This is a genomic window from Psychrobacter sp., assembly GCF_030454045.1.
Classification (GTDB): Bacteria; Pseudomonadota; Gammaproteobacteria; order Pseudomonadales; family Moraxellaceae; genus Psychrobacter.
The window spans coordinates 15,537-34,562 of the sequence record NZ_JAKDJE010000029.1; the positions used below are offsets into that span (position 1 = coordinate 15,537).

At 46.1% G+C, this 19,026-nt stretch carries 12 protein-coding genes; 10 read left to right on the top strand and 2 right to left on the bottom strand.

Going from position 1 to position 19,026, the window contains the following annotated elements:
* Positions 1-15: 15 nt before the first annotated feature.
* Entirely contained in the window at positions 16-2,772 is a 2,757-nt protein-coding gene (gene glnD, locus L0G63_RS07140; RefSeq protein ID WP_301450017.1) for a [protein-PII] uridylyltransferase, read from the bottom strand.
* A 226-nt stretch (positions 2,773-2,998) separates the two neighbouring features.
* Positions 2,999-3,793 (bottom strand): type I methionyl aminopeptidase, encoded by a 795-nt coding sequence (gene map / locus L0G63_RS07145; RefSeq protein WP_105244872.1) that lies wholly within the window; start codon positions 3,791-3,793, stop codon positions 2,999-3,001.
* 296 nt (positions 3,794-4,089) lie between these two features.
* On the opposite strand from map, the gene L0G63_RS07150 reads away from it, so the two are divergent.
* From L0G63_RS07150 to L0G63_RS07195, 10 genes are all read left to right on the top strand, one after another.
* A complete protein-coding gene (locus L0G63_RS07150) occupies positions 4,090-5,166 on the top strand; it encodes a triacylglycerol lipase (protein ID WP_301450018.1) in 1,077 nt (358 codons plus the stop codon).
* Between the two features lie 58 nt (positions 5,167-5,224).
* Complete coding sequence (locus tag L0G63_RS07155) at positions 5,225-6,328, top strand: lipase secretion chaperone (RefSeq protein WP_301450019.1); 1,104 nt, start codon at positions 5,225-5,227, stop codon at positions 6,326-6,328.
* A gap of 173 nt (positions 6,329-6,501) precedes the next feature.
* Complete coding sequence (locus tag L0G63_RS07160; RefSeq protein ID WP_257785223.1) at positions 6,502-6,633, top strand: hypothetical protein; 132 nt, start codon at positions 6,502-6,504, stop codon at positions 6,631-6,633.
* Between the two features lie 433 nt (positions 6,634-7,066).
* Positions 7,067-7,555, top strand: a complete 489-nt coding sequence (locus L0G63_RS07165) for an META domain-containing protein (RefSeq protein ID WP_301450020.1) — start codon at positions 7,067-7,069, stop codon at positions 7,553-7,555.
* 157 nt (positions 7,556-7,712) lie between these two features.
* A complete protein-coding gene (locus L0G63_RS07170; protein WP_301450021.1) occupies positions 7,713-8,735 on the top strand; it encodes a Xaa-Pro aminopeptidase in 1,023 nt (340 codons plus the stop codon).
* Positions 8,736-8,917: 182 nt separating this feature from the next.
* Positions 8,918-9,586 carry a hypothetical protein gene (locus tag L0G63_RS07175; protein ID WP_301450022.1) on the top strand — a complete coding sequence of 223 codons (669 nt, stop codon included), beginning with the start codon at positions 8,918-8,920 and terminating at the stop codon, positions 9,584-9,586.
* A 118-nt stretch (positions 9,587-9,704) separates the two neighbouring features.
* Positions 9,705-11,780: a hypothetical protein gene (locus L0G63_RS07180; RefSeq protein ID WP_301450023.1), complete on the top strand. Its 2,076-nt coding sequence runs from the start codon at positions 9,705-9,707 to the stop codon at positions 11,778-11,780.
* 251 nt (positions 11,781-12,031) lie between these two features.
* Complete coding sequence (locus L0G63_RS07185) at positions 12,032-18,238, top strand: DNA repair ATPase (RefSeq protein ID WP_301450024.1); 6,207 nt, start codon at positions 12,032-12,034, stop codon at positions 18,236-18,238.
* Positions 18,239-18,253: 15 nt separating this feature from the next.
* Positions 18,254-18,394, top strand: coding sequence for a DUF2256 domain-containing protein (locus L0G63_RS07190; RefSeq protein WP_301450025.1), 141 nt, complete (start codon positions 18,254-18,256; stop codon positions 18,392-18,394).
* Positions 18,395-18,530: 136 nt separating this feature from the next.
* The gene (locus tag L0G63_RS07195; protein ID WP_058024314.1) at positions 18,531-18,734 is read left to right on the top strand and encodes a hypothetical protein; all 204 of its coding nucleotides are present in this window, start codon (positions 18,531-18,533) and stop codon (positions 18,732-18,734) included.
* Positions 18,735-19,026: the final 292 nt, after the last annotated feature.

The window sequence follows — 19,026 nt, forward strand, 5'->3', positions numbered from 1 at the left end:
GATGTTGTCATTCAATTAATAGCTATAAACCACGTTGTTTTCTCTTTTGGTCGCTAGGCTGGCAAGCAATGCTGATTTTAACGCATCAAGTCGTTCAGCAGATAATGGCTTATCATTTTGGTCACTGATATAGAACATATCTTCTGCGCGCTCGCCTAACGTGGTAATACGGGCGGCGTGTACTTCTATCTTTTCTTGCAAAAACACCTGTCCAACGCGCGCTAGCAGCCCTGGCTGATCTAAGGTCTCTAGGCTCATGATATGCTGATCTGAGGCGTCATTGAACTCAAAATTAATCACTGTCGTGACTTCAAAATGCCTGAGCTGACGCGGTATGCGTTTGTTGGTGAGCTTTAGTACAGTGGGGTCTTTAAAGGCATTAATCAGACGCTGTTTGAGCTCTTGCTGGCTGTCTTCATCGACCAGTAACGTACCACTCGGATCGAGCAGCACATAGGAGTCCAAGGCAAAGTCGCGAGTCGCCGTAATGATGCGCGCATCGAGCACATCTAGGTTCATCTGATCAAAGACGGCCATTGTCACAGCAAACAAATTTGTCTGATCTTGGGTGTAGACAAAGACCTGAACGGCATCAAGCGCCAGCTCACGATGCTCGCGCAATACCACCAGTGGCGGGCTATCGGCATTGGATGCCAGACCGATGGGCGGATGGTTTAGGATGGCTTCGGTGTGCCAAAAGATATCCTCTGGTATCTCGCGCAAAAAGTACTCATCGCCCAAATCGTCCCACAGACGTAACACTTCCTCGCGGTTCATATGCTGATTGTCGACATTGTTGAGCATCTTTAGCGCTTGTTTACGCGTGGCGCTGATCATATCTTGGCGGTTGGTCGGCGCGTCGATATCGGCGCGTAGGATACGGCGTGTCTGCGAGTAGAGCTGTTTCATCAGGGTCGCCCGCCAGCTGTTCCAGAGCTGCGGATTGGTGGCGTTCATGTCAGCGACAGTCAGGACATATAAGTGATTGAGGTGGGTAACATTGCCGACCAAATCCGCAAACACTGTGACCACCTCTGGGTCTGAGATGTCTTTTTTCTGTGCGGTAATCGACATTAATAGATGGTAGCGAGTCAGCCAGCCAACCAAATTGGCGTCGGCTAAGCTCATGCCATGTGACAGACAAAACTCAATGGACTCTGTCTGACCAAGCTCACTATGGTCGCCGCCACGACCTTTGGCGATATCATGGAACATCGCGGCCAGTACCAAAATCTCTTTGCGCTCGATACGCTGAAAGATAGCGCTGACCAGTGGAAACTCTTCAGAAAACATAGGATCGGTAAAGCGGTGCAAAATTCGAATCAAAAATAAAGTATGCGCGTCCACCGTATAGCGATGGAACAAATCATATTGCATCAGACCCGTGACTTGCGCAAAAGCAGGAATATAGTTGCCCAATACCCCATAGCGATTCATGGTGCGCAAACGATGGAACAGATAGTTTTGCTCTTTTAGATTAGATAAAAATAAAGCTTTGTGAACGGGGTTGTCCCTATAGATTTGATCGATGCCGCGTGCTGCAATTTTTAACGCCCGTAGCGTATGGGTACGAACCTTGTCGATACCGTGCTGACCCATTAATAAGAACATCTCTAAAATAGATTCAGGATGCTGAGCAAAAACCCGATGGTGCGCTATAGCAATATGATCACCGACACGGTTAAATCTTGAATTGATCGGCTGCTTTTTGGGGCGCTCATCATCAGGCAGGTTGGGCTCTATGATGGTCTCATAATAGTGGTTGGTCAGCATCTCAGACAGCGTTGATATTTGCATGGCACAGCGATAGTAATCACGCATAAAGCGTTCAACAGCCGCATTTGGCTGATCGTCTGGCTGAGTCTCATAACCCATTAATTGGGCAATCTCACGCTGATAATCAAACAACAGCTTGTTTTCGTTACGTCCGGTCAGCACATGCAGATAATGTCGTATCTGCCATAGATAGCCTTCTGCAAAGCTGAGCTCATCGAATTCTTTTTCTGTCAAAAAGTTTTGTTGCACCAAGTCATACAGCTTACCCACACGAAAATAGCGTTTGGTCACCCAGCCGATGATATGAATGTCACGTAATCCCCCAGGCGCCGTTTTGATATTGGGTTCAAGATTATACTCAGTTGCATTATGTTGTAGATAACGGGCCTTAGACTCTTCTATTTTTACATCAAAAAAGGTACGAGGAGACCACTGCTTGTTAACGATTTGGATGGGCATATCTCGCAGTGCTTCGTTGCCGATTAACAATCGAGCTTCGAGCTGGGCACTGGCTATCGTATGGTCAAGTGCAGCTTCTAACGCATCGTTGACGCTACGTACAGACAGCGCAGGCTCCAGCCCGATATCCCACAGCAATGCGACCAATTTATCAATCTTACTACTGGCATCAGCGCCGATTTCGTCAGGAGATAACAGCAGGATATCAATATCGGAATACAAAGACAGCTCACCGCGACCATAGCCTCCAGTCGCAAATAGCGCCAAATCTGTCTTATCTAGCTCAAACCATTTGAACAAAGCAATGAGAAGACTATCAATCGAACAGGCGCGTGCTTCGACCAGTTGACGGATATTGGTACCGCGCTCAAGGGCACGGCTGATATCTTCATTGACTTGTGCCAACCACTCAGGAATGCCAAGCAGCGCTTTGTCTGTTGTACCGTTCGCTTGCGGCAGCGACTCATCTGTCGTCCTGTCATTAGACAGTAACGGTAAGGGCGTTAGATCAATAGAGGCGACATCACAATTAAACATGAGTGTTATCCAGTTAAGAGTTTAAAAATAAAACGTTTGGGCTAAAAAGCGGCGCACCAACAGCATACTGAATGCTGATAAAAGTCTCAAATAGCATGCATGAATAAAGGCACCAAAATAAGGAATTACATCATCGAGTATAAAGACAAAAACACCGTAAGCACAATACTCAATATGCACGACTGACAGGCCAAAAAAAAGACCGCTTAGGCGATCTTTTATGGTCTTACTGTGTCAAAAAGCTCAAATCTTCTTCAGGGCGCGTGGTAAACACTTCACAGCCATTATCGGTCACGACCATCGTATGCTCCCATTGAGCCGACAGCTTACGGTCTTTGGTAATCGCTGTCCATTCATCAGGCAAAATCTTGGTCTGCCATGTGCCTTGGTTGATCATCGGCTCAATGGTAAAGGTCATGCCCGTCTTTAGCTCAAAGCCTGTGCCTTTTTTGCCGTAGTGCATCACTTGTGGCTCGTGGTGGAATTCATCACTGATGCCATGACCACAAAACTCACGGACGATACTAAAACGCTCAGGCTCGACCACTTCTTGAATCGCTGCACCAATATCACCAAGACGCGCGCCGTTTTTGACCACGCTCATACCCGCATAAAGCGCGTCTTGTGCGACTTTGCAGATACGCTGCGCCATGATAGAGCCGTTACCGACGATCCACATCTTTGAAGTATCGCCATAGTAGCCGTCTTTGATCACGGTCACATCAATATTGATGATATCGCCATCTTTGAGTAGCTTGCTTTCGGTTGGGATGCCGTGACAGACCACGTGGTTGACTGAGGTACAAATCGATTTTGGAAAGCCATTGTAGTTCAGCGGAGCAGGAATGGCTTTTTGCACATTGACGATATAGTCATGAGCGATTTGGTTGAGGGCTTCGGTACTGACGCCAACTTTGACATGCTCGTCGAGCATGACAAGGACGTCGCTGGCAAGTTTGCCGGCCACACGCATTTTTTCTATGGCCTCTGGGGACTGGATAAGGGATTTTTTAGTCATCATCTTGTGTCTTATAATTATGAGGTTAATGTAGAGAGATTATACCATAAATGGACCGATGGCAGTTTTATGATAAGTAATATTAAATCTATCATTATTATTGACAATAGTTGCTTTACAGCCCCATTTGAGCCGTTATGACCCTCCAGTCACGATAATATATTCATATTTTGACAATTTAGTTGAATCTTGTAAAAGATAGAAGTAATGTAATTTTGCATGCTAAAGGGATTAGCAGCAGTCTTTGCCGACGTTATGAGGTAAAGGCACTCACCATTAATGATGACAAGGATGTTGTTATGACGCTCTCCTCGTACGTTCGTGCTGCGCTCACGCCGCGCACTTTTTTACCAATACTGGGCTCTATCAGTACTGGCGTTTTATTAATGACCATGCAAACCACCTCAGCGCAAGCGGCAGGGCAGTACTATAATTGTGCCAACGCCAATGGCTGCACGCTAGTCGATAGCAAATACTTTACCTCCAGTTATACCAAGACTCAGTATCCAGTGGTCATGGCTCATGGGCTTGGCGGTTTTACCAAGATGTTTGGGGTCTTAGATTATTTCAACGGGATTCCTAGTGAGCTGATGAAAGGTGGATCAGAGGTGTACACCACCAAAACATCAGCGGTGAATAATAGTGAAGTCCGCGGCGAGCAGCTATTACAGCAAGTCAAAACCATCACTGCCATTTCAGGCGATCCAAAAGTCAATTTGTTTGGGCACAGTCAAGGCGGTATAGACATCCGCTATGTCGCTGGCGTTGCACCAAAATACGTCGCCTCGGTCACCGCCGTATCAAGCCCAGAGCAAGGCTCAAAAACAGCCGATTTTGTCAAAAATGTCCTTGAACCAAACAATGACACAGGTGAGCCATCAAACGTCACGACACAGCTGGTATCAGGGGTGTTTAACTTGATTGGCGGCTTTACAGATGTGGGATCAGGCATCAGTTTTAAAGAGATACAAGCGCAAGATGGCTGGCAATCACTCATGGCGCTATCAACCGATGGTGCGGCCAAATTCAATGCCAAATTCCCCGCAGCAATGCCAACAAGTTACTGTGGTCAGCCAACCAGTACCTCTGCAAACGGTATCAAATATTACTCATTTAGTGGGGTAGGACAAATCATGAGAGCCCTTGACCCTAGTGATTATCTGCTTGCAGCAACAAGCGTACCGTTTTTATTTGATGCCAATGATGGTCTGGTCTCTGCCTGCTCAAGCCGACTTGGGTATGTGATTCGTGACAACTACCTCATGAACCATTTGGATTCAGCCGATCAGGTGCTGGGTTTGACCGCATGGGGCGAGTCTAAGCCCAAGTCCATTTATCGTACTCAGGTCAATCGCCTAAAAAACGCCAACCTCTAACCCCATGACCATCTATTTAATGACGATCTATTTAATGATTGCCTAAGAACTCGTATCTATGTCAAAACATCGCCGCCCCGCTTATCTACCGATTGTTATCATCGCTGTGGTCATCATAGTCATCGCGGCGGCGGTGATTGTGTGGTTTAAACCAGATAATAAACCGATGGCGACTCAGCAGTCGCTATCTGCTTCACCCACTGATAAGTCTGAGAGTACGTTGTCCACTGCGCTGAATAGTGAGCAAACAGAACAAACCGCTTCAGCCCAGAACCAGTCTGCATTTGTCACTGGGTTAGAGCGTTTGCCGCGCTCATTGAAAGGCACGCAAGTGGACGGCGAAATCATCATTGATGAGCACAAGCAATTGGTCGTCACTGAAGGTCTGCGGCGTTTATTCGATTATTTTTTATCAGCAATAGGAGAGGAGGACGAAGCCGTTATTTTTGCGCGTGTCGAGAGTTATATCCGTCACCACACGCCAGAGCCAGCTGCCAGCCGAGCGGTCGCTATCTTTGGCAAATATGTGGCGTATCTCAAAGCGCTTCCTGAGATAGAAAAGCGTTATGGCAATCTGCAACTGCAAGCGAGCAAAAGCGGTGAGCTAGATTTGAATGCCATTGCTCAGCAAAAGCAGGATGTGGCAAGATTACGTCAGCAGTATTTTGACAAAACCACCATCGAAGCCTTCTTTGGTGCTAGCGATAGTTATGATGACTATAGTATGGAGATGGTCAGAATCAATCAAAATGAGCAAATGAGTGAGGCACAAAAACAGGCTGCCAGACAAGATTATGTGAGCCGTCTACCAGATGGTGCGATCAAAACCAATATCATGCAGCAAGCCAATCTTAATGAGCTTATGGCTCGTACTGAACAGATGAAAGCGGCAGGTGCCAGCCCTGAAGCACTATACAATATGCGCCTAGAGTTAGTGGGTGCACCAGCGGCAGAGAGACTGGCACAAGTCGATCAAGAAGATGCCAATTTTGATCAGCGCTTTACTCAGTATCAAACGCAAAAACAGCGTTTACTAAATCAAAGTGCCAATCCAGCAGAGGCGCAAATTCAGATAGACCAACTTGAGCAGCAGTTGTTTGATGATGCTGAGCGCAAGCGTTTATCCGGTTATGCAGCGTTGCAGGAAACCAAAACTCAGTAAGCATATTTCCTTAACATTAAATAACTTACCGTAATGTAAGGGACAGGTATGCTAAAAGTGTGAATAAGCGATGGTGATTGGGAAAAGTACGATCCAATGGCTGTGGCTTTAATACAACGATAGTGATACTTTGCTAAAACCAACCGTTTATTAAAATTGTTCTAGGAGCTTATATGAAAAACTTAACCAAAGCATTGATGACAGGCATTGTCATGGTCACCGTACTGGTCGGTTGCCAGTCGATGTCAAGTATGACAGCGCCCGCTACTGAAGAGCCAAACATTACTGGTACAGATGTGATCTAAAATAGTGGTACATGCGCTTATTAAGACTGACGTTGTATCTACCGTTTTGATAAGTGATATCAGTCATCAGATGCGATAGTTGCACGATAAAAACACCTCACTAGTTAGTGGGGTGTTTTGGTTTGAGAGAAATGTCACCAGCCAAAACCATCAAAAGTTATTGCGCTTTTGGTGAGTTGGTGCGTTGGATGACTGGAGCTTACCCTTAATTGCTAACATTGTCGCGATTGTATCGGGCAACAAATATCTGCCAAGTAGTAACTCAATGTAGTAACTCAATTAATAATGACAGCAAGCGCTGGGTGAGACACTATATCGCGACTGCTCAAGATCATTCATAGCCATAAAAAAATTTTGATTGGGTCTTTAGCAGTTGCCCTAAGCGTACGCCTAAGACGCGATAAACTTGCTGAGTTTAATAGAAGGAATAAGTATGAAAAATATGACAAAAATGATAATGGGTGCCACCTTTGTTGTAGGTGCGCTTACTGCTGGTTGTCAAACGACGGCGACTCTCCCAGCGCCAGTCAGTCAGCCAGTGACCGAAACGGCACTCCAAGCGCACAACTGGCAGCTGGTTGATGCCAAACGTATGAATGGTGAGCGAGTAACCGCACTATTTTTTGATTCAGCCAAGCCGCTCACTTTGAGCTTTATGAATGATAACGGTAGAAACTACGTCGCATTTATGAATACCTGCAACAACATGAGCGCAGGTTACAGTGTCGTCAATGGTGATGTACAGCTCAAAAATGGCATCAGTACAATGATGGCCTGTCCTGAGCCGCAAGCCAGCTTTGATACAGCAGCAGTCGCCACGGTACAAGGCAAGTATAGCCTCAGCAAAAACGCCAAAAAAGTACCAATCTTAACCATCAAAAATGACAATCAAGTGTCTTACTTTAAAGCTGTGTCTAAATAAGCTAACGATGTATAAGAGTAATATAAACACTCTGTTTAGATTTGATAAGGCCTCACTCATATGTGGGGCCTTTTTTTTATCCGAAGTTTGTCGAATTTTGCGCTACACTAGCGTAAAGCTGCTGTTATGCCTTATAGATTTCACTGGATACTACTTTATGTCTAAAACCATTATGTCGAAACCAACCACGAATAACATCATGATAAAAGGGGCGACGACGATCGCTATACTGGCAGCTCTCACTGGCTGTCAGACATTGCCTAGCACTGAAATCAAAAAGCCGAATAATATAGTAGTGGATAGTAACCCGTTAACTGCTGCTATGCCTGCCATCGATCGTCAAGGACACATTGCTTATGTGGAAGAGCAAGGGTCAGGGAGCGCAAAAGTATCGACCCTCTATAGCATCCGTCCTGATGGCAGTGAGCGTCAGCGCATTGATCAGATCACAGGCTATATCTATGCGCCAGCGTGGTCGGCTGATGGGCAACTGCTTGCTTATAGCAAACAAGCACCGCGCGAGCATCCTAAAATATATATTTATGATAAAAGCAGTAAAACGCGCAATCTGGTCGTCAATGCTGAAGGCAGTAATATGTCAGCGTCATTTTCACCTGACGGTCAATATCTGCTCTATAGCTCTACGGTCGGTGGCAATGCTGATATTTATAAGATGCGCCTAAGTGATGGGACAACTGAGCAATTAACGACACTACCGAGCACTGAGGTACAGCCCAGCTATGCCGCTGACGGCAAAAGCTTTGTTTATACCAGTGACAAAGTCCGTGCTGGGCGCCCACGTATTTATCGCTATCACTTCGCGACTGGTAAAGCCGTACCTGTACCGACAAATGGCTATGTCGCCAGTCCTCAGCTCAGTGTAGATGGTCAGCGCATGGCTTATCTAAATGGCCGCAAGGCTGCTGTCATGACGCTGACGACTGGGCACGTGCTCAATCTGGCAGAGACTGGACTCGATGAACCGGCACGTCTATCTCCTTCTGGAAATTATGTGGTCTATCCAACGCGTTTTTCAAAAGTCAGCGGGCAAGTAGGCGGTCAAAGTTTAGGACGTCAAAAAGGTGACGATTTGGTGATTCATTCGCTCTCAGGAAATACGAGCTATGCTATCAATAGTCAAAATGGTGGGGTCGTACGCTCACCGATATGGGGCCGCTGATTGACACAGCTATATATTATGTAATGAAATGTATATATAATCATCAACAAAGAAACATAAGTTGATTCTAAAAATATAAATATAACGGCATTAAGTCGAGCAAAAGTCATTCATGTCATACCAAATTATGTAATTGGGTCATTAAGATACTAGATTAAGTAGGCAGAGGGAGAGGAGATGTCATGCAAGAGGCTTTTTTAGTATTTATTACTAATATCAGTTTATATCCCACGATTGTTTTTACGGGGCTTGTGATGTTTGTGACCTTGTATTGGGTCGTCTCTTTGCTTGGTCTGGCAGATATGGATAGCGTCGATCTTGGGGATGTAGGCGGTGACGTAGGTGGTGAGGCAGATGTCTCAAACCTATCTTCAACGGGGTTTTTTACCGGTCTTATGCTCAAGTTTGGCCTTTATGGTGTTCCTCTTATCATCATACTCAGTCTCATAAGCTTAATCGGTTGGCTACTAAGCTATCTATACACCAGCTTTTTGCACCAAAACGTTGACTCAGGCATTTTGTATTATGTATTTGGTACAGGGGCACTGGTCTTTGTTTTGGTGATATCGATGTGGCTAACTGGTCTTATTATCTCGCCAATTCGTAAAAACATCGCCAAAATCCCTAAACGCAATGCTTCTAGTAATATCGGCAAAATCGCTGTGGTGCGTACGCTGAGTGTGACTGACAAGTATGGAGAGGCAGTACTCAATGATGGCGGCGCAGGCTTGATACTCAAGATTCGCTCAGATATGAGTGACAATCAGCTAAAACAAGGCGATAAAGTCGTGTTGGTAGCGTATTTAGATGATGCTAACACTTACCGAGTCACGCCTGTTGAAGACAAATAATGCTCATCAAAGATATTGGTCAGTAAATGGTGGCTTAATAACAGATAAAAAATAAGCATTTAGTAAATAGAGCAAGGGTTTTAAATTCGCTTGGAATGTTTTAATTAAAGGAATGGATATGGACAAACTCATTATCGTCGGCGTGGTTGTGGTGCTGGCGTTTGTTTTTATGATGGTCGCACTTTTGATGCTCAAAGCCTTTTATGTGAAGGTTGAGCAAGGCAAAGCACTCATTATCAACGGGGTGAGTAAAATCGCCGTGCGCTTTGATGGCGGGTTTGTTTGGCCTGTAATCAACAAAAAAGAGCTGATGAAAATCTCGCTGATCACCTTAGAGGTGGACAGACGCGGCAAAGAAGGTCTGATTTGTGCGGATAATATGCGTGCGGACATCACAGTCGCATTTTATCTACGGGTGAATGAAACCGAAGAAGATGTGCTCAAAGTCGCCAAATCCGTCGGCGTAGAGAGAGCGTCAGATAAAGTCGCGGTCAATGAGCTATTCAATGCTAAGTTTTCAGAAGCGCTAAAGACCGTCGGTAAGCAGATTGATTTTGTCAAACTGTTCGAAAACCGCAGTCAGTTCCGTGACAGTATCGTCCAAGAAATCGGTAACGATCTGAACGGTTATGTCCTAGAAGATGTGGCGATTGACTACCTAGAGCAAACGCCAAAAGTATCGTTAGACTCAAGTAATATCCTAGATGCTGAGGGTATCAAAAAGATCACTCAGCTAACGGCGTTTCAAAACGTCATTACCAATGAGCTTGAGCGTGACGAAGAGCTGGCGGTTAAGAAAAAGAACGTCGAAACCCGAGAGGCAATGCTGGAGCTGGAGCGTCAACAAGCCGATGCTGAAGCCAAGCAAAAGCGTGAAATTTCGTCAGTCATCGCTCGTGAAACCGCTGAAACTCGCAAGATCGAAGAAGAAGAGCGCAAAAAGTCAGAAACCGCCATCATCATGGTAGAGCAAGATTTGGCGATTCAGCGTGAGAACCAACAACGTGAAATCGAAGTGGCGGGTCAGAACCGCTTACGTGCTGTGGTCATTGAAGAAGAAAAAGTCACGCGTGCTCGCGATCTAGAAATCGTCTCGCGTGAGCGTGAAGTTGACTTGCAGCGTATCGAAGCCGAGCGCGCGATTGAGCTTGAGAAAAAAGAAATCGCCAACGTCATTCGTGAACGTATCGCGGTCGACAAAACTGTGGCGCAAGAAGAAGAGCGTATCAAAGAGGTTCGCGAAGTCAGCGAAGCGGAGCGCTCTAAGCAAACGCGCGTACTGGCTGCCGAAGCAGATGCTGAAGAACTCAAAGTGCGTCAGGTGAAAAAAGCCGAAGCCGAAGAGTTATCCGCCAAGCATAAAGCTGTCGAAATCACCACGCTGGCTAATGCCAATCTGGAAGCCTCTGCTAAAGATGCCGAAGCCAAAATCAAAATGGCAGAAGGTATCAAAGCAGAAGAGTCAGCGCATGGCTTTGCTGAAGCGGCGATTCAAGAAGCCAAATCAGTATCGCTTGAAAAAGAAGGCATTGCGAGAGCGAATGTCATCAAGGCAACTGGACAGGCTCAGGCTCAAACAGACCGTGAAAAAGGGATGGCTGAAGCTGAGGTTATCGCGGCTCGCGGTGCGTCTAAAGCAAAAGCCGAGCGTGACATCGGTATGGTCGATGCAGAGATTGTTGCCGCTCGCGGTGAATCTAATGCCAAAGCCGAGCGTGATGTCGGTATGGCCAATGCTGAAGTTATCGCCGCTCGCGGTGAATCAAACGCTAAGGCAGAGCGTGACGTTGGACTGGCAAAAGCCGAAGTCACTCGTGCGCACTTCCAAGCCGAAGCAGACGGTCTGGTCGAGAAGTTCAATGCCATGGGTAGCATGAGCAAAGAGGCACGTGAGCACGAAGAGTTCCGCATGGGGCTTGAGACCGCGCTACAAGAAGCGATGGCATCTATTGATGCAGGTAAAGAGATTGCCAAAGAAAACGCCGAAGTCTTGGCAGTGGCGTTACAAAAAGCCAAAATCGATATCGTCGGCGGTGAAGCGCACTTCTTTGATAACTTTGCCAAATCACTATCGATCGGTAAAGCCATTGATGGCCTAGCGGGCAAGTCAGACACGTTAAGCGGTATCATCAATGGGGTCATGGCAAACCAAGCCATGAAAGCGAACCAGTCAAATGATGACAGAACCGCTTAAATGATATTCGACTGGTATAAATATCAGTATTTATAAGCACGCTGCATTTATAAGCAAGCTATCATCTAGATAGCAGCGTGCTATGACCCATTCGCGCTAAGCGTTTTAAAGCGCGATAGCCAACTCATTATTTATGATGAGTTGGCTAATCTAAAAAATCAGTAGAAGTGATGCGATTTTTTAGATTAGCCAAGTGCTTCTTTACCTTCAATGATTCCTTATTGCCAAAATATAAAAATGGACGAGCAACGATGGCGGACACGCAAAACCAAACCAATTCAGATAGTAAAAGCGATCCTAACACGAACCAAGCAACTCAAACCGATCAGGCAGTGGCCTCCGGTAATGCTTATGAGCTCATCAAAAAACGCCTAACAGAGCAGAGCAGTCGTCTAGAGCAACTGACCGCCAAACTAAATGCTGCACGCCTGACGGAATTTGGCAGTACTCAAATGCAGGTGATTGCCCGCACGCGTATCCGTACCGAACATAACTGTGTGGCGCAGGATATGGTACAAGTTGGCGACTATCTGCTGTTTGGCTACAATGTGTTTATGGGGCTAAAACGCGCCAGCAATGTTAAGGATGTACTGTCGCTATATCGCTTGATAGATCCTGCTGATACAGGCGACAGCGATGAGAGTCAGCAGAGCAATGTTGGTGGTGATAGTGCGGAGCAAGAGTATCAGCTTGAAGAGGTCGATTTAAAAGGAACGTTTTTAGATCAAGATGCCTTTGTACAAGACTTCAATGAGCTCTATCGCTATTACAAGCAAACACGCCTGATTCAACTAACCGTTAAAGACAGCAAGCTGCTATTAGCCTTTCAGATCGGTGAGCGTATCACCGATATTCGGGTGTTTCGTTTTGCGTTAGATTTTAGCCAAGGTACACCAGAGGCTGCCCAAGTCGCCTACGTGGACAATCGCGGCGAGCGTGACATCGAGTTGCCACCTGCCTATGATTTTGATTGGATTGAGACCACGCGAGAGCAGATGGTCAATGGTAAGTATCCGCACATGAATATCTTAGATACGATATTTGTGGAAACCGTCGGCGGAGATCTGACTATTAAAATTGAGGACAATACGCAGTCAGGGAATGGCATCTATAGCGAGCCTGTCAATGATCGTACCCAATCGCTGACCGATGCTGAAATTGCCTATGCCAAAGTCGGTAGCTTAATCCTCCTCAAAATATTACCGTACCGCGAGGACAGTTATCGTTACTTTGTTTATAACACCTTGACCGAAGCGGTGCTGCGTTTGGATGCGATTGGCCAGTCCTGCGTACAGTTGCCCGAAGATCACGGCATTATATTTCCGGGTGGGTATTATCTACAGACGGGCGAGTATAAGCTGTTCGATGCCAATAGTGTCGGTGCCAAAAACCTAAAGTTTAAGCGCAAGATTATCTCGACAAATGGTGAAGACGTTCTCTTCTTATTTTATGACAGAGAGTTGGGCATCACGGGGCTGTTTCCTTATAACCTGATCAAAAAACAATTGGCAAACCCGATTTATTGTAATGGTATGGCCTTGGCAGACAATGGTCGCTTGGTGCTGTTTAGCGACCAAAGCGAGCCGTCGCGCATTCATCCGATGCAGATATGGCACACCCCTTACGCCTCGCCTGAGTATGTGAGCGAATTGCCTGAAAGCACGAGCTTCTATGGCAAAATCGGTAACAAAGAGCTAGTGCGCGGTATCTCTGATCTTTATAGCATTACGCGTCTTATCGACAACCAAAGCGTGTCGCAAAAACTCTATGAAGAGCTATCGGACAATACCAGTCGCCTCTTTGATAGCTACTACTGGCTGTCTGAGCCTGAGCTGACCGATATCGCCAGTAGTATTAAAGAAGTGACGGCGACCGCTGAGCTGGTCATTGATGAGTTTGCCAAAGTACAAAGTATCCAAAAGCAAACCCAAAACGCGCTTGCCGATGCCGAATCTCAGCAAAATGAGATTTTGCGGCTGATACGGGTCACGACGTTTGAGTCTGCCAGTGACTATGTCGATCAGCTGTCGGCATTAAGACGACAAAAAGGTCGTTTGGTTAGCCTAGAGGATTTGCGTTATTTAGACAGCGATAAATTAGAAGCGTTACAAGCGCAGCTAGAAGAAGCAGAAAGCGATCTTGCCGAAAAAACCGTACTGTTTTTAAGCGGTGATAAATCGCTATCAAGCTACGAAGGGATATTGGTCGATGTCAGTGAGCGCTTAAACACGGCGGAGACCAATGCTGAATTAAAGCCAGTGCTGGATAAAATTGACGATACGGCGCAAGGGTTAGATTTATTGACCGAGCTGCTCGGTACGTTGGATGTTGCTGACGCCACGGTACGCACCCAAATCATCGATGACATCTCGACTATTTATGCCAGCCTTAATCAGAGCAAAGCCAAGCTCAATCACAAACGCAAAAACTTAGGATCGGCTGAAGCGCTCGCGCAATTTGGCGCGCAGTTTAAGCTGTTTGGTCAATCGATTGCCAATGCCTTATCCATTGCTAATACGCCTGAGAAATCAGATGAGCAAATGGCAAAGCTACTAGTGCAATTAGAGGAATTAGAAAGCCAGTTCGCGGATCCTGAGACCAATAGCGGCGATCAATTTTTAGCCGATATCATCAGTAAACGCGAAGAGATTTACGAAACCTTTGAAAATCATAAGCAGCAACTGCTCGATGCCCGCAATCGCAAAGCGCAAAACCTAGGCGATGGCGCGCTGCGGATGCTTGAGAGTATTAAAAAGCGCACGCAAAGCACAGGCGTGACGGGCTTTACCGAGGAAGAAGCGCTCAATACGTACTTTGCGTCAGATGGTCTGGTGCAAAAAGTCCGCAACATCGCAAAAGAGCTACAAGCGATGGGCTTTAGCGTCAAAGCCGATGACATTGATGCGCGCCTAAAAGCCATTCAAATCGAAAGCTATAAGAGTCTAAAAGACAAATCGGACTTATTCGAAGATGGCGGTCAGATCATCAAGCTTGGCAAGCATCGCTTTTCAGTCAATACGCAGCCATTAGACTTAACTTTACTCAGTCGTCAGCAGTCAGATGGCACGCGTGTGCTCAATTTGCATCTGACGGGCACTGACTATTACGAAGCGCTCAATAATACTGAGATAAATGCCTTGCGCCCGTATTGGGAGATGAATATTGCCTCCGAGTCCGACAAGGTATACCGCGCCGAGTACTTGGCCTATAGCATCATCGAGAGTGCAAAAAATAGTCAAGACGGTCTGACCGAAACGCGTCTCTACCAAGCATACGACGAAACCGTCATTACTTTGGACGTCAATGGTGATATCGATAATGACAGTCCGCTAGCAAAATTGGTCAAAGCCTACGCAACCCCGCGCTATCAGCTTGGGTTTGACAAAGGCATTCATGACCATGATGCTACGCTACTATTGATGCAAATACTGCCGACATTACGTGAGGCCGGGTTACTGATTTATACCCCGCAAGTCCGCGCATTGGCGCAATTATTCTATTGGCAGTTAAACATCGTGCAAGCGCTGGGTTTAGACAACTTACGTCAATTTGGCTATGACAATTGGCTGGATGAATCAGTGTTGACCCGCGCAAATAACTGGACGGATAGAGCGGCTACCGCTGAGCAGTTACGCCGTGCCCTTGGTAGTGATACTGCCAAATCCTTACTGGTCGAGGATATGAGCCAAGTGATGCAGCGTTTTGTCGCGGCCTATCGTGACGAACGTATTGGCAGTAATAATGATGCTAAGCAGCCGTCAGATGCCGCATTGGAGTCAGAGTCAGATTCAACGACCAGCGATGTTCATAACACCAATATTTTTAAGCCCAGCTATGTGCAGCTGGCGAGTGAGTATTTGGTCAATGTTATGGGACAGTCAGCAGAACCAAATACCGCCGCAACTAACACAATAAACTGGCAAACCAGTAGGCAGGCCGAGCAGTTGTGCGAGCAGCTGAGCCAAACACTGAGTAGCTCATCCGTCAGCCCGCAAAATAATGCCAGTTTTGCGCAGCTACAGTCCTCAATCGGTAAGCTCGGCTTCCAACCCAAATCAGCCTACGAGCTATTAGCCACATGGTTTCATGCACTGCTTGATAAGACTTACAGTAATAGTGAGTCGGCTAACGTAGCAGATGATGATTTGGGTGAGGCAGGTGAGGCGCTCAGTGAAGCGCAGCTGGCTGAACGTCAAGAAAAAGAGGCGCTACGTCAGCAGCAGTTAGAGAGTGGTCGTCATTATGTGCCCGAAGCGATTGCTGTACTACTCACTCAACTGAACGATGCGCAGCGTGAAGCCTTAGTGCAGCGTCTGATTGATTCGGGCGCGAGTTTTGATAAAGGCGGCGCGCATAAAGGCACAGCTAATGCCGCTTCCACCTTGTCGTTCTCCTCACCTTCAGCGTCATCATCAACGTCACTGACCAGTATCAATAACCCGCTCAATCAAGTGCAAAGCTTTGCGCGTCATACAGGTAAGGTGTCGCTTGAAATACAAGTTAATGGTTTATTGGGTGAGCATACACGTATTTATCAGCAGAGCCTAACCTTTGCCGTTGACGACTTTCTAAATCGTTTGCATCACCATGACACCCAAGTGATCCCTGCTTATAAACGCTATCTGGCGATGCGCTCAGAGATATTACATGAGTCAAAAGAAATCTTGCGACTGGACGAATTTATGCCTCGTCCCTTGTCCTCATTTGTGCGTAACCGCCTGATTAATGAGAGCTACTTACCACTTATCGGCGATAACCTTGCCAAGCAAATGGGTACGGTCGGCGAGGATAAGCGGACCGACCTGATGGGTATCCTCATGATGATATCACCGCCAGGGTATGGCAAAACCACCTTGATGGAGTACGTGGCAAATCGCCTTGGCCTGATCTTTATGAAGATTAACTGTCCGTCACTCGGTCATGATGTCACCTCATTAGATCCCGAAAAAGCCCCTAATGCCACGGCAAGGGAAGAGCTAAATAAAATCAACTTAGCCTTTGAGATGGGCAATAACGTCATGCTATATCTCGATGATATTCAGCATACCCATGCGGAGTTTTTGCAGAAGTTTATCTCACTCGGCGATGGCACGCGCCGTATTGATGGCGTCTGGCAAGGCAAGACCAAAACCTATGACATGCGCGGCAAAAAGTTCTGTGTGGTCATGGCGGGTAACCCCTATACCGAGAGCGGTGAAGCCTTTAAAGTGCCTGATATGCTCGCCAACCGTGCCGATATTTACAACTTAGGCGATATCATGAGCGGTATGGAAGACATCTTTGCCCTCAGTTATATCGAAAACGCACTCACTTCTAATAGTGTCCTCGCACCATTGGCAAACCGCGACTTAAGCGATGTACATCGCCTGATTAAAATGGCGAAAACGGACAATGCCAACCTCGTCCAAGCGCAAAGCAGCGATCTAACCTATCCATATAGCACCTCAGAGATCAACGAGATTATCGCGATCTTGCGTCATATGTTTAGGGTGCAAGCAGTCATTCTGGACGTCAACCAAGCTTATATTGCCTCCGCCTCGCAAGATGATAAATATCGTATTGAGCCGATATTTAAGCTACAAGGCAGTTATCGTAATATGAATAAAATGACCGAAAAGCTGTCAGCGGTCATGAATGAGAATGAGCTAAACCAGCTGATAGACGATCACTATCTGGGCGAGTCGCAGCTATTGACCCAAGGTGCAGAGAGTAACTTGCTCAAGCTTGGCGAGATGCGCGGCACCTTAACCGATGCAGAAAAAGAGCGCTGGGCGCAAATCAAAGCGGACTTCTTACGCAACAAAGCCATGGGCGGGGAAGACGGTGATACAGGCGCGCGAATCGTCGCGCAGTTGGTCGACTTGGCGAGTGGCTTCAATGCCATCAGTCGTCAGTTTGAGACGTACTTAACCAAAAATGATCCAGAGCAAATCGCGCGCTTACGAGAAGCAGAGCGTCAGGCCCAGTTAGAAACTCAGATGGAGGCGCAGCTCGCCTCACAAAAAATCCTCGCCGATAGTGTGATCAATAACGCCAAAGTCGTCAGCGATAGTATCGATAATGGCTTTGAGAAAAGCGTGAGCCAATTGCTACAAATATACAAGCATGACCACAAAGCAGAAGGCGAGTACCTCAAGCAAAACCAAGACGCGCAAAAAGCGCTGATGGAACAGCTGGTCGATGCCGTGGAGCAACTGGCACACAATATGGCAGATAGCTTGTCTCGTAGCTTAGCCGAAAGCCTGATTAAAAATGATGACAGTAAAACCGTAGAGAACGATGCGCCTGATATTCATGAGCAGACCACACTGATGGCCAATGCGCTCAAGCAGGCGCTGGCACCACTGACGATGCGCATGGATGAGAAGCTAGCGATTGATAGCAGTACTGATCAATCTGGTAAGCTGATCGTCAACAGTCTCAATCGCCTCAATAAAATATTTGACGATTATGAGTAATCGGTAAGGGTCATCATGGCACATAAAAAGGCAAACCTACCACAAAAAACCTGCCCGGTTTGCCAACGCCCTTTTACCTGGCGCAAGAAGTGGGAAAAGGATTGGGAGCAGGTGATTTATTGTTCTGAGCGCTGTCGGCGGAGGAAGGGTAAGTAGGGTGGCGTTAGACTTGTCAAATTCTCGTAGAGAATGCAGACAAGGCGTAACCCACCGCTCGTATATTATGATAAATTTAGGTGGTGGGTTACGCTGCGCTAACCCATACTACGCGACTAAGAAATTAAGGTAAATTATGAGCAAGCATTATGAACATTCAAGCTTCCGAGAAAAGCTTATTGAACATTTATTTATTGGTGAAATGCTTAAACTTTCGTGGCTAAAAGATGATTGCCAATTAGAAGTCATGAAGCTTGAAGTGGATAACGCTGGTTGTGACATTGTCCTTGAAGAGAATAATGTTTTTCGTATTTATCTTAAAGTATTAAGCTTGAAATGAAATTTAAGAGCCTTGCGTGTTTGCCATTTTGCATATTAAGACTAAAATTCACTCATAACTTAAATGTCATAAATTAAAAAAATATAGGGGCTGTAAATTTCTAAATTAAGTGTAAGTAATTAATAGAGATTATTTTATTTAATAAAAAAATAATATATAAAAGTTTATATCACGAAAAGTAAAAACTGCCCACGTTTAGGACAGTTTTTTTAAGAATTAGTTTTAATTTAGAAACTAGGGGGAGTTTCCCAAACTCTGTGTAACTGCTTATAATCCACTAACAGGAGAATAA

What these genes read in the sequence shown, in the direction of transcription:
- L0G63_RS07175 (WP_301450022.1), top strand. Translation starts at nt 8,918, where the DNA reads ATGCAAGAGGCTTTTTTAGTATTTATTACTAATATCAGTTTATATCCC.
- L0G63_RS07160 (WP_257785223.1), top strand. Translation starts at nt 6,502, where the DNA reads ATGAAAAACTTAACCAAAGCATTGATGACAGGCATTGTCATGGTCACC.
- L0G63_RS07180 (WP_301450023.1), top strand. Translation starts at nt 9,705, where the DNA reads ATGGACAAACTCATTATCGTCGGCGTGGTTGTGGTGCTGGCGTTTGTT.
- L0G63_RS07190 (WP_301450025.1), top strand. Translation starts at nt 18,254, where the DNA reads ATGGCACATAAAAAGGCAAACCTACCACAAAAAACCTGCCCGGTTTGC.
- L0G63_RS07170 (WP_301450021.1), top strand. Translation starts at nt 7,713, where the DNA reads ATGTCTAAAACCATTATGTCGAAACCAACCACGAATAACATCATGATA.
- L0G63_RS07165 (WP_301450020.1), top strand. Translation starts at nt 7,067, where the DNA reads ATGAAAAATATGACAAAAATGATAATGGGTGCCACCTTTGTTGTAGGT.
- L0G63_RS07150 (WP_301450018.1), top strand. Translation starts at nt 4,090, where the DNA reads ATGACGCTCTCCTCGTACGTTCGTGCTGCGCTCACGCCGCGCACTTTT.
- glnD (WP_301450017.1), bottom strand. Translation starts at nt 2,772, where the DNA reads ATGTTTAATTGTGATGTCGCCTCTATTGATCTAACGCCCTTACCGTTA.
- map (WP_105244872.1), bottom strand. Translation starts at nt 3,793, where the DNA reads ATGATGACTAAAAAATCCCTTATCCAGTCCCCAGAGGCCATAGAAAAA.
- L0G63_RS07195 (WP_058024314.1), top strand. Translation starts at nt 18,531, where the DNA reads ATGAGCAAGCATTATGAACATTCAAGCTTCCGAGAAAAGCTTATTGAA.
- L0G63_RS07185 (WP_301450024.1), top strand. Translation starts at nt 12,032, where the DNA reads ATGGCGGACACGCAAAACCAAACCAATTCAGATAGTAAAAGCGATCCT.
- L0G63_RS07155 (WP_301450019.1), top strand. Translation starts at nt 5,225, where the DNA reads ATGTCAAAACATCGCCGCCCCGCTTATCTACCGATTGTTATCATCGCT.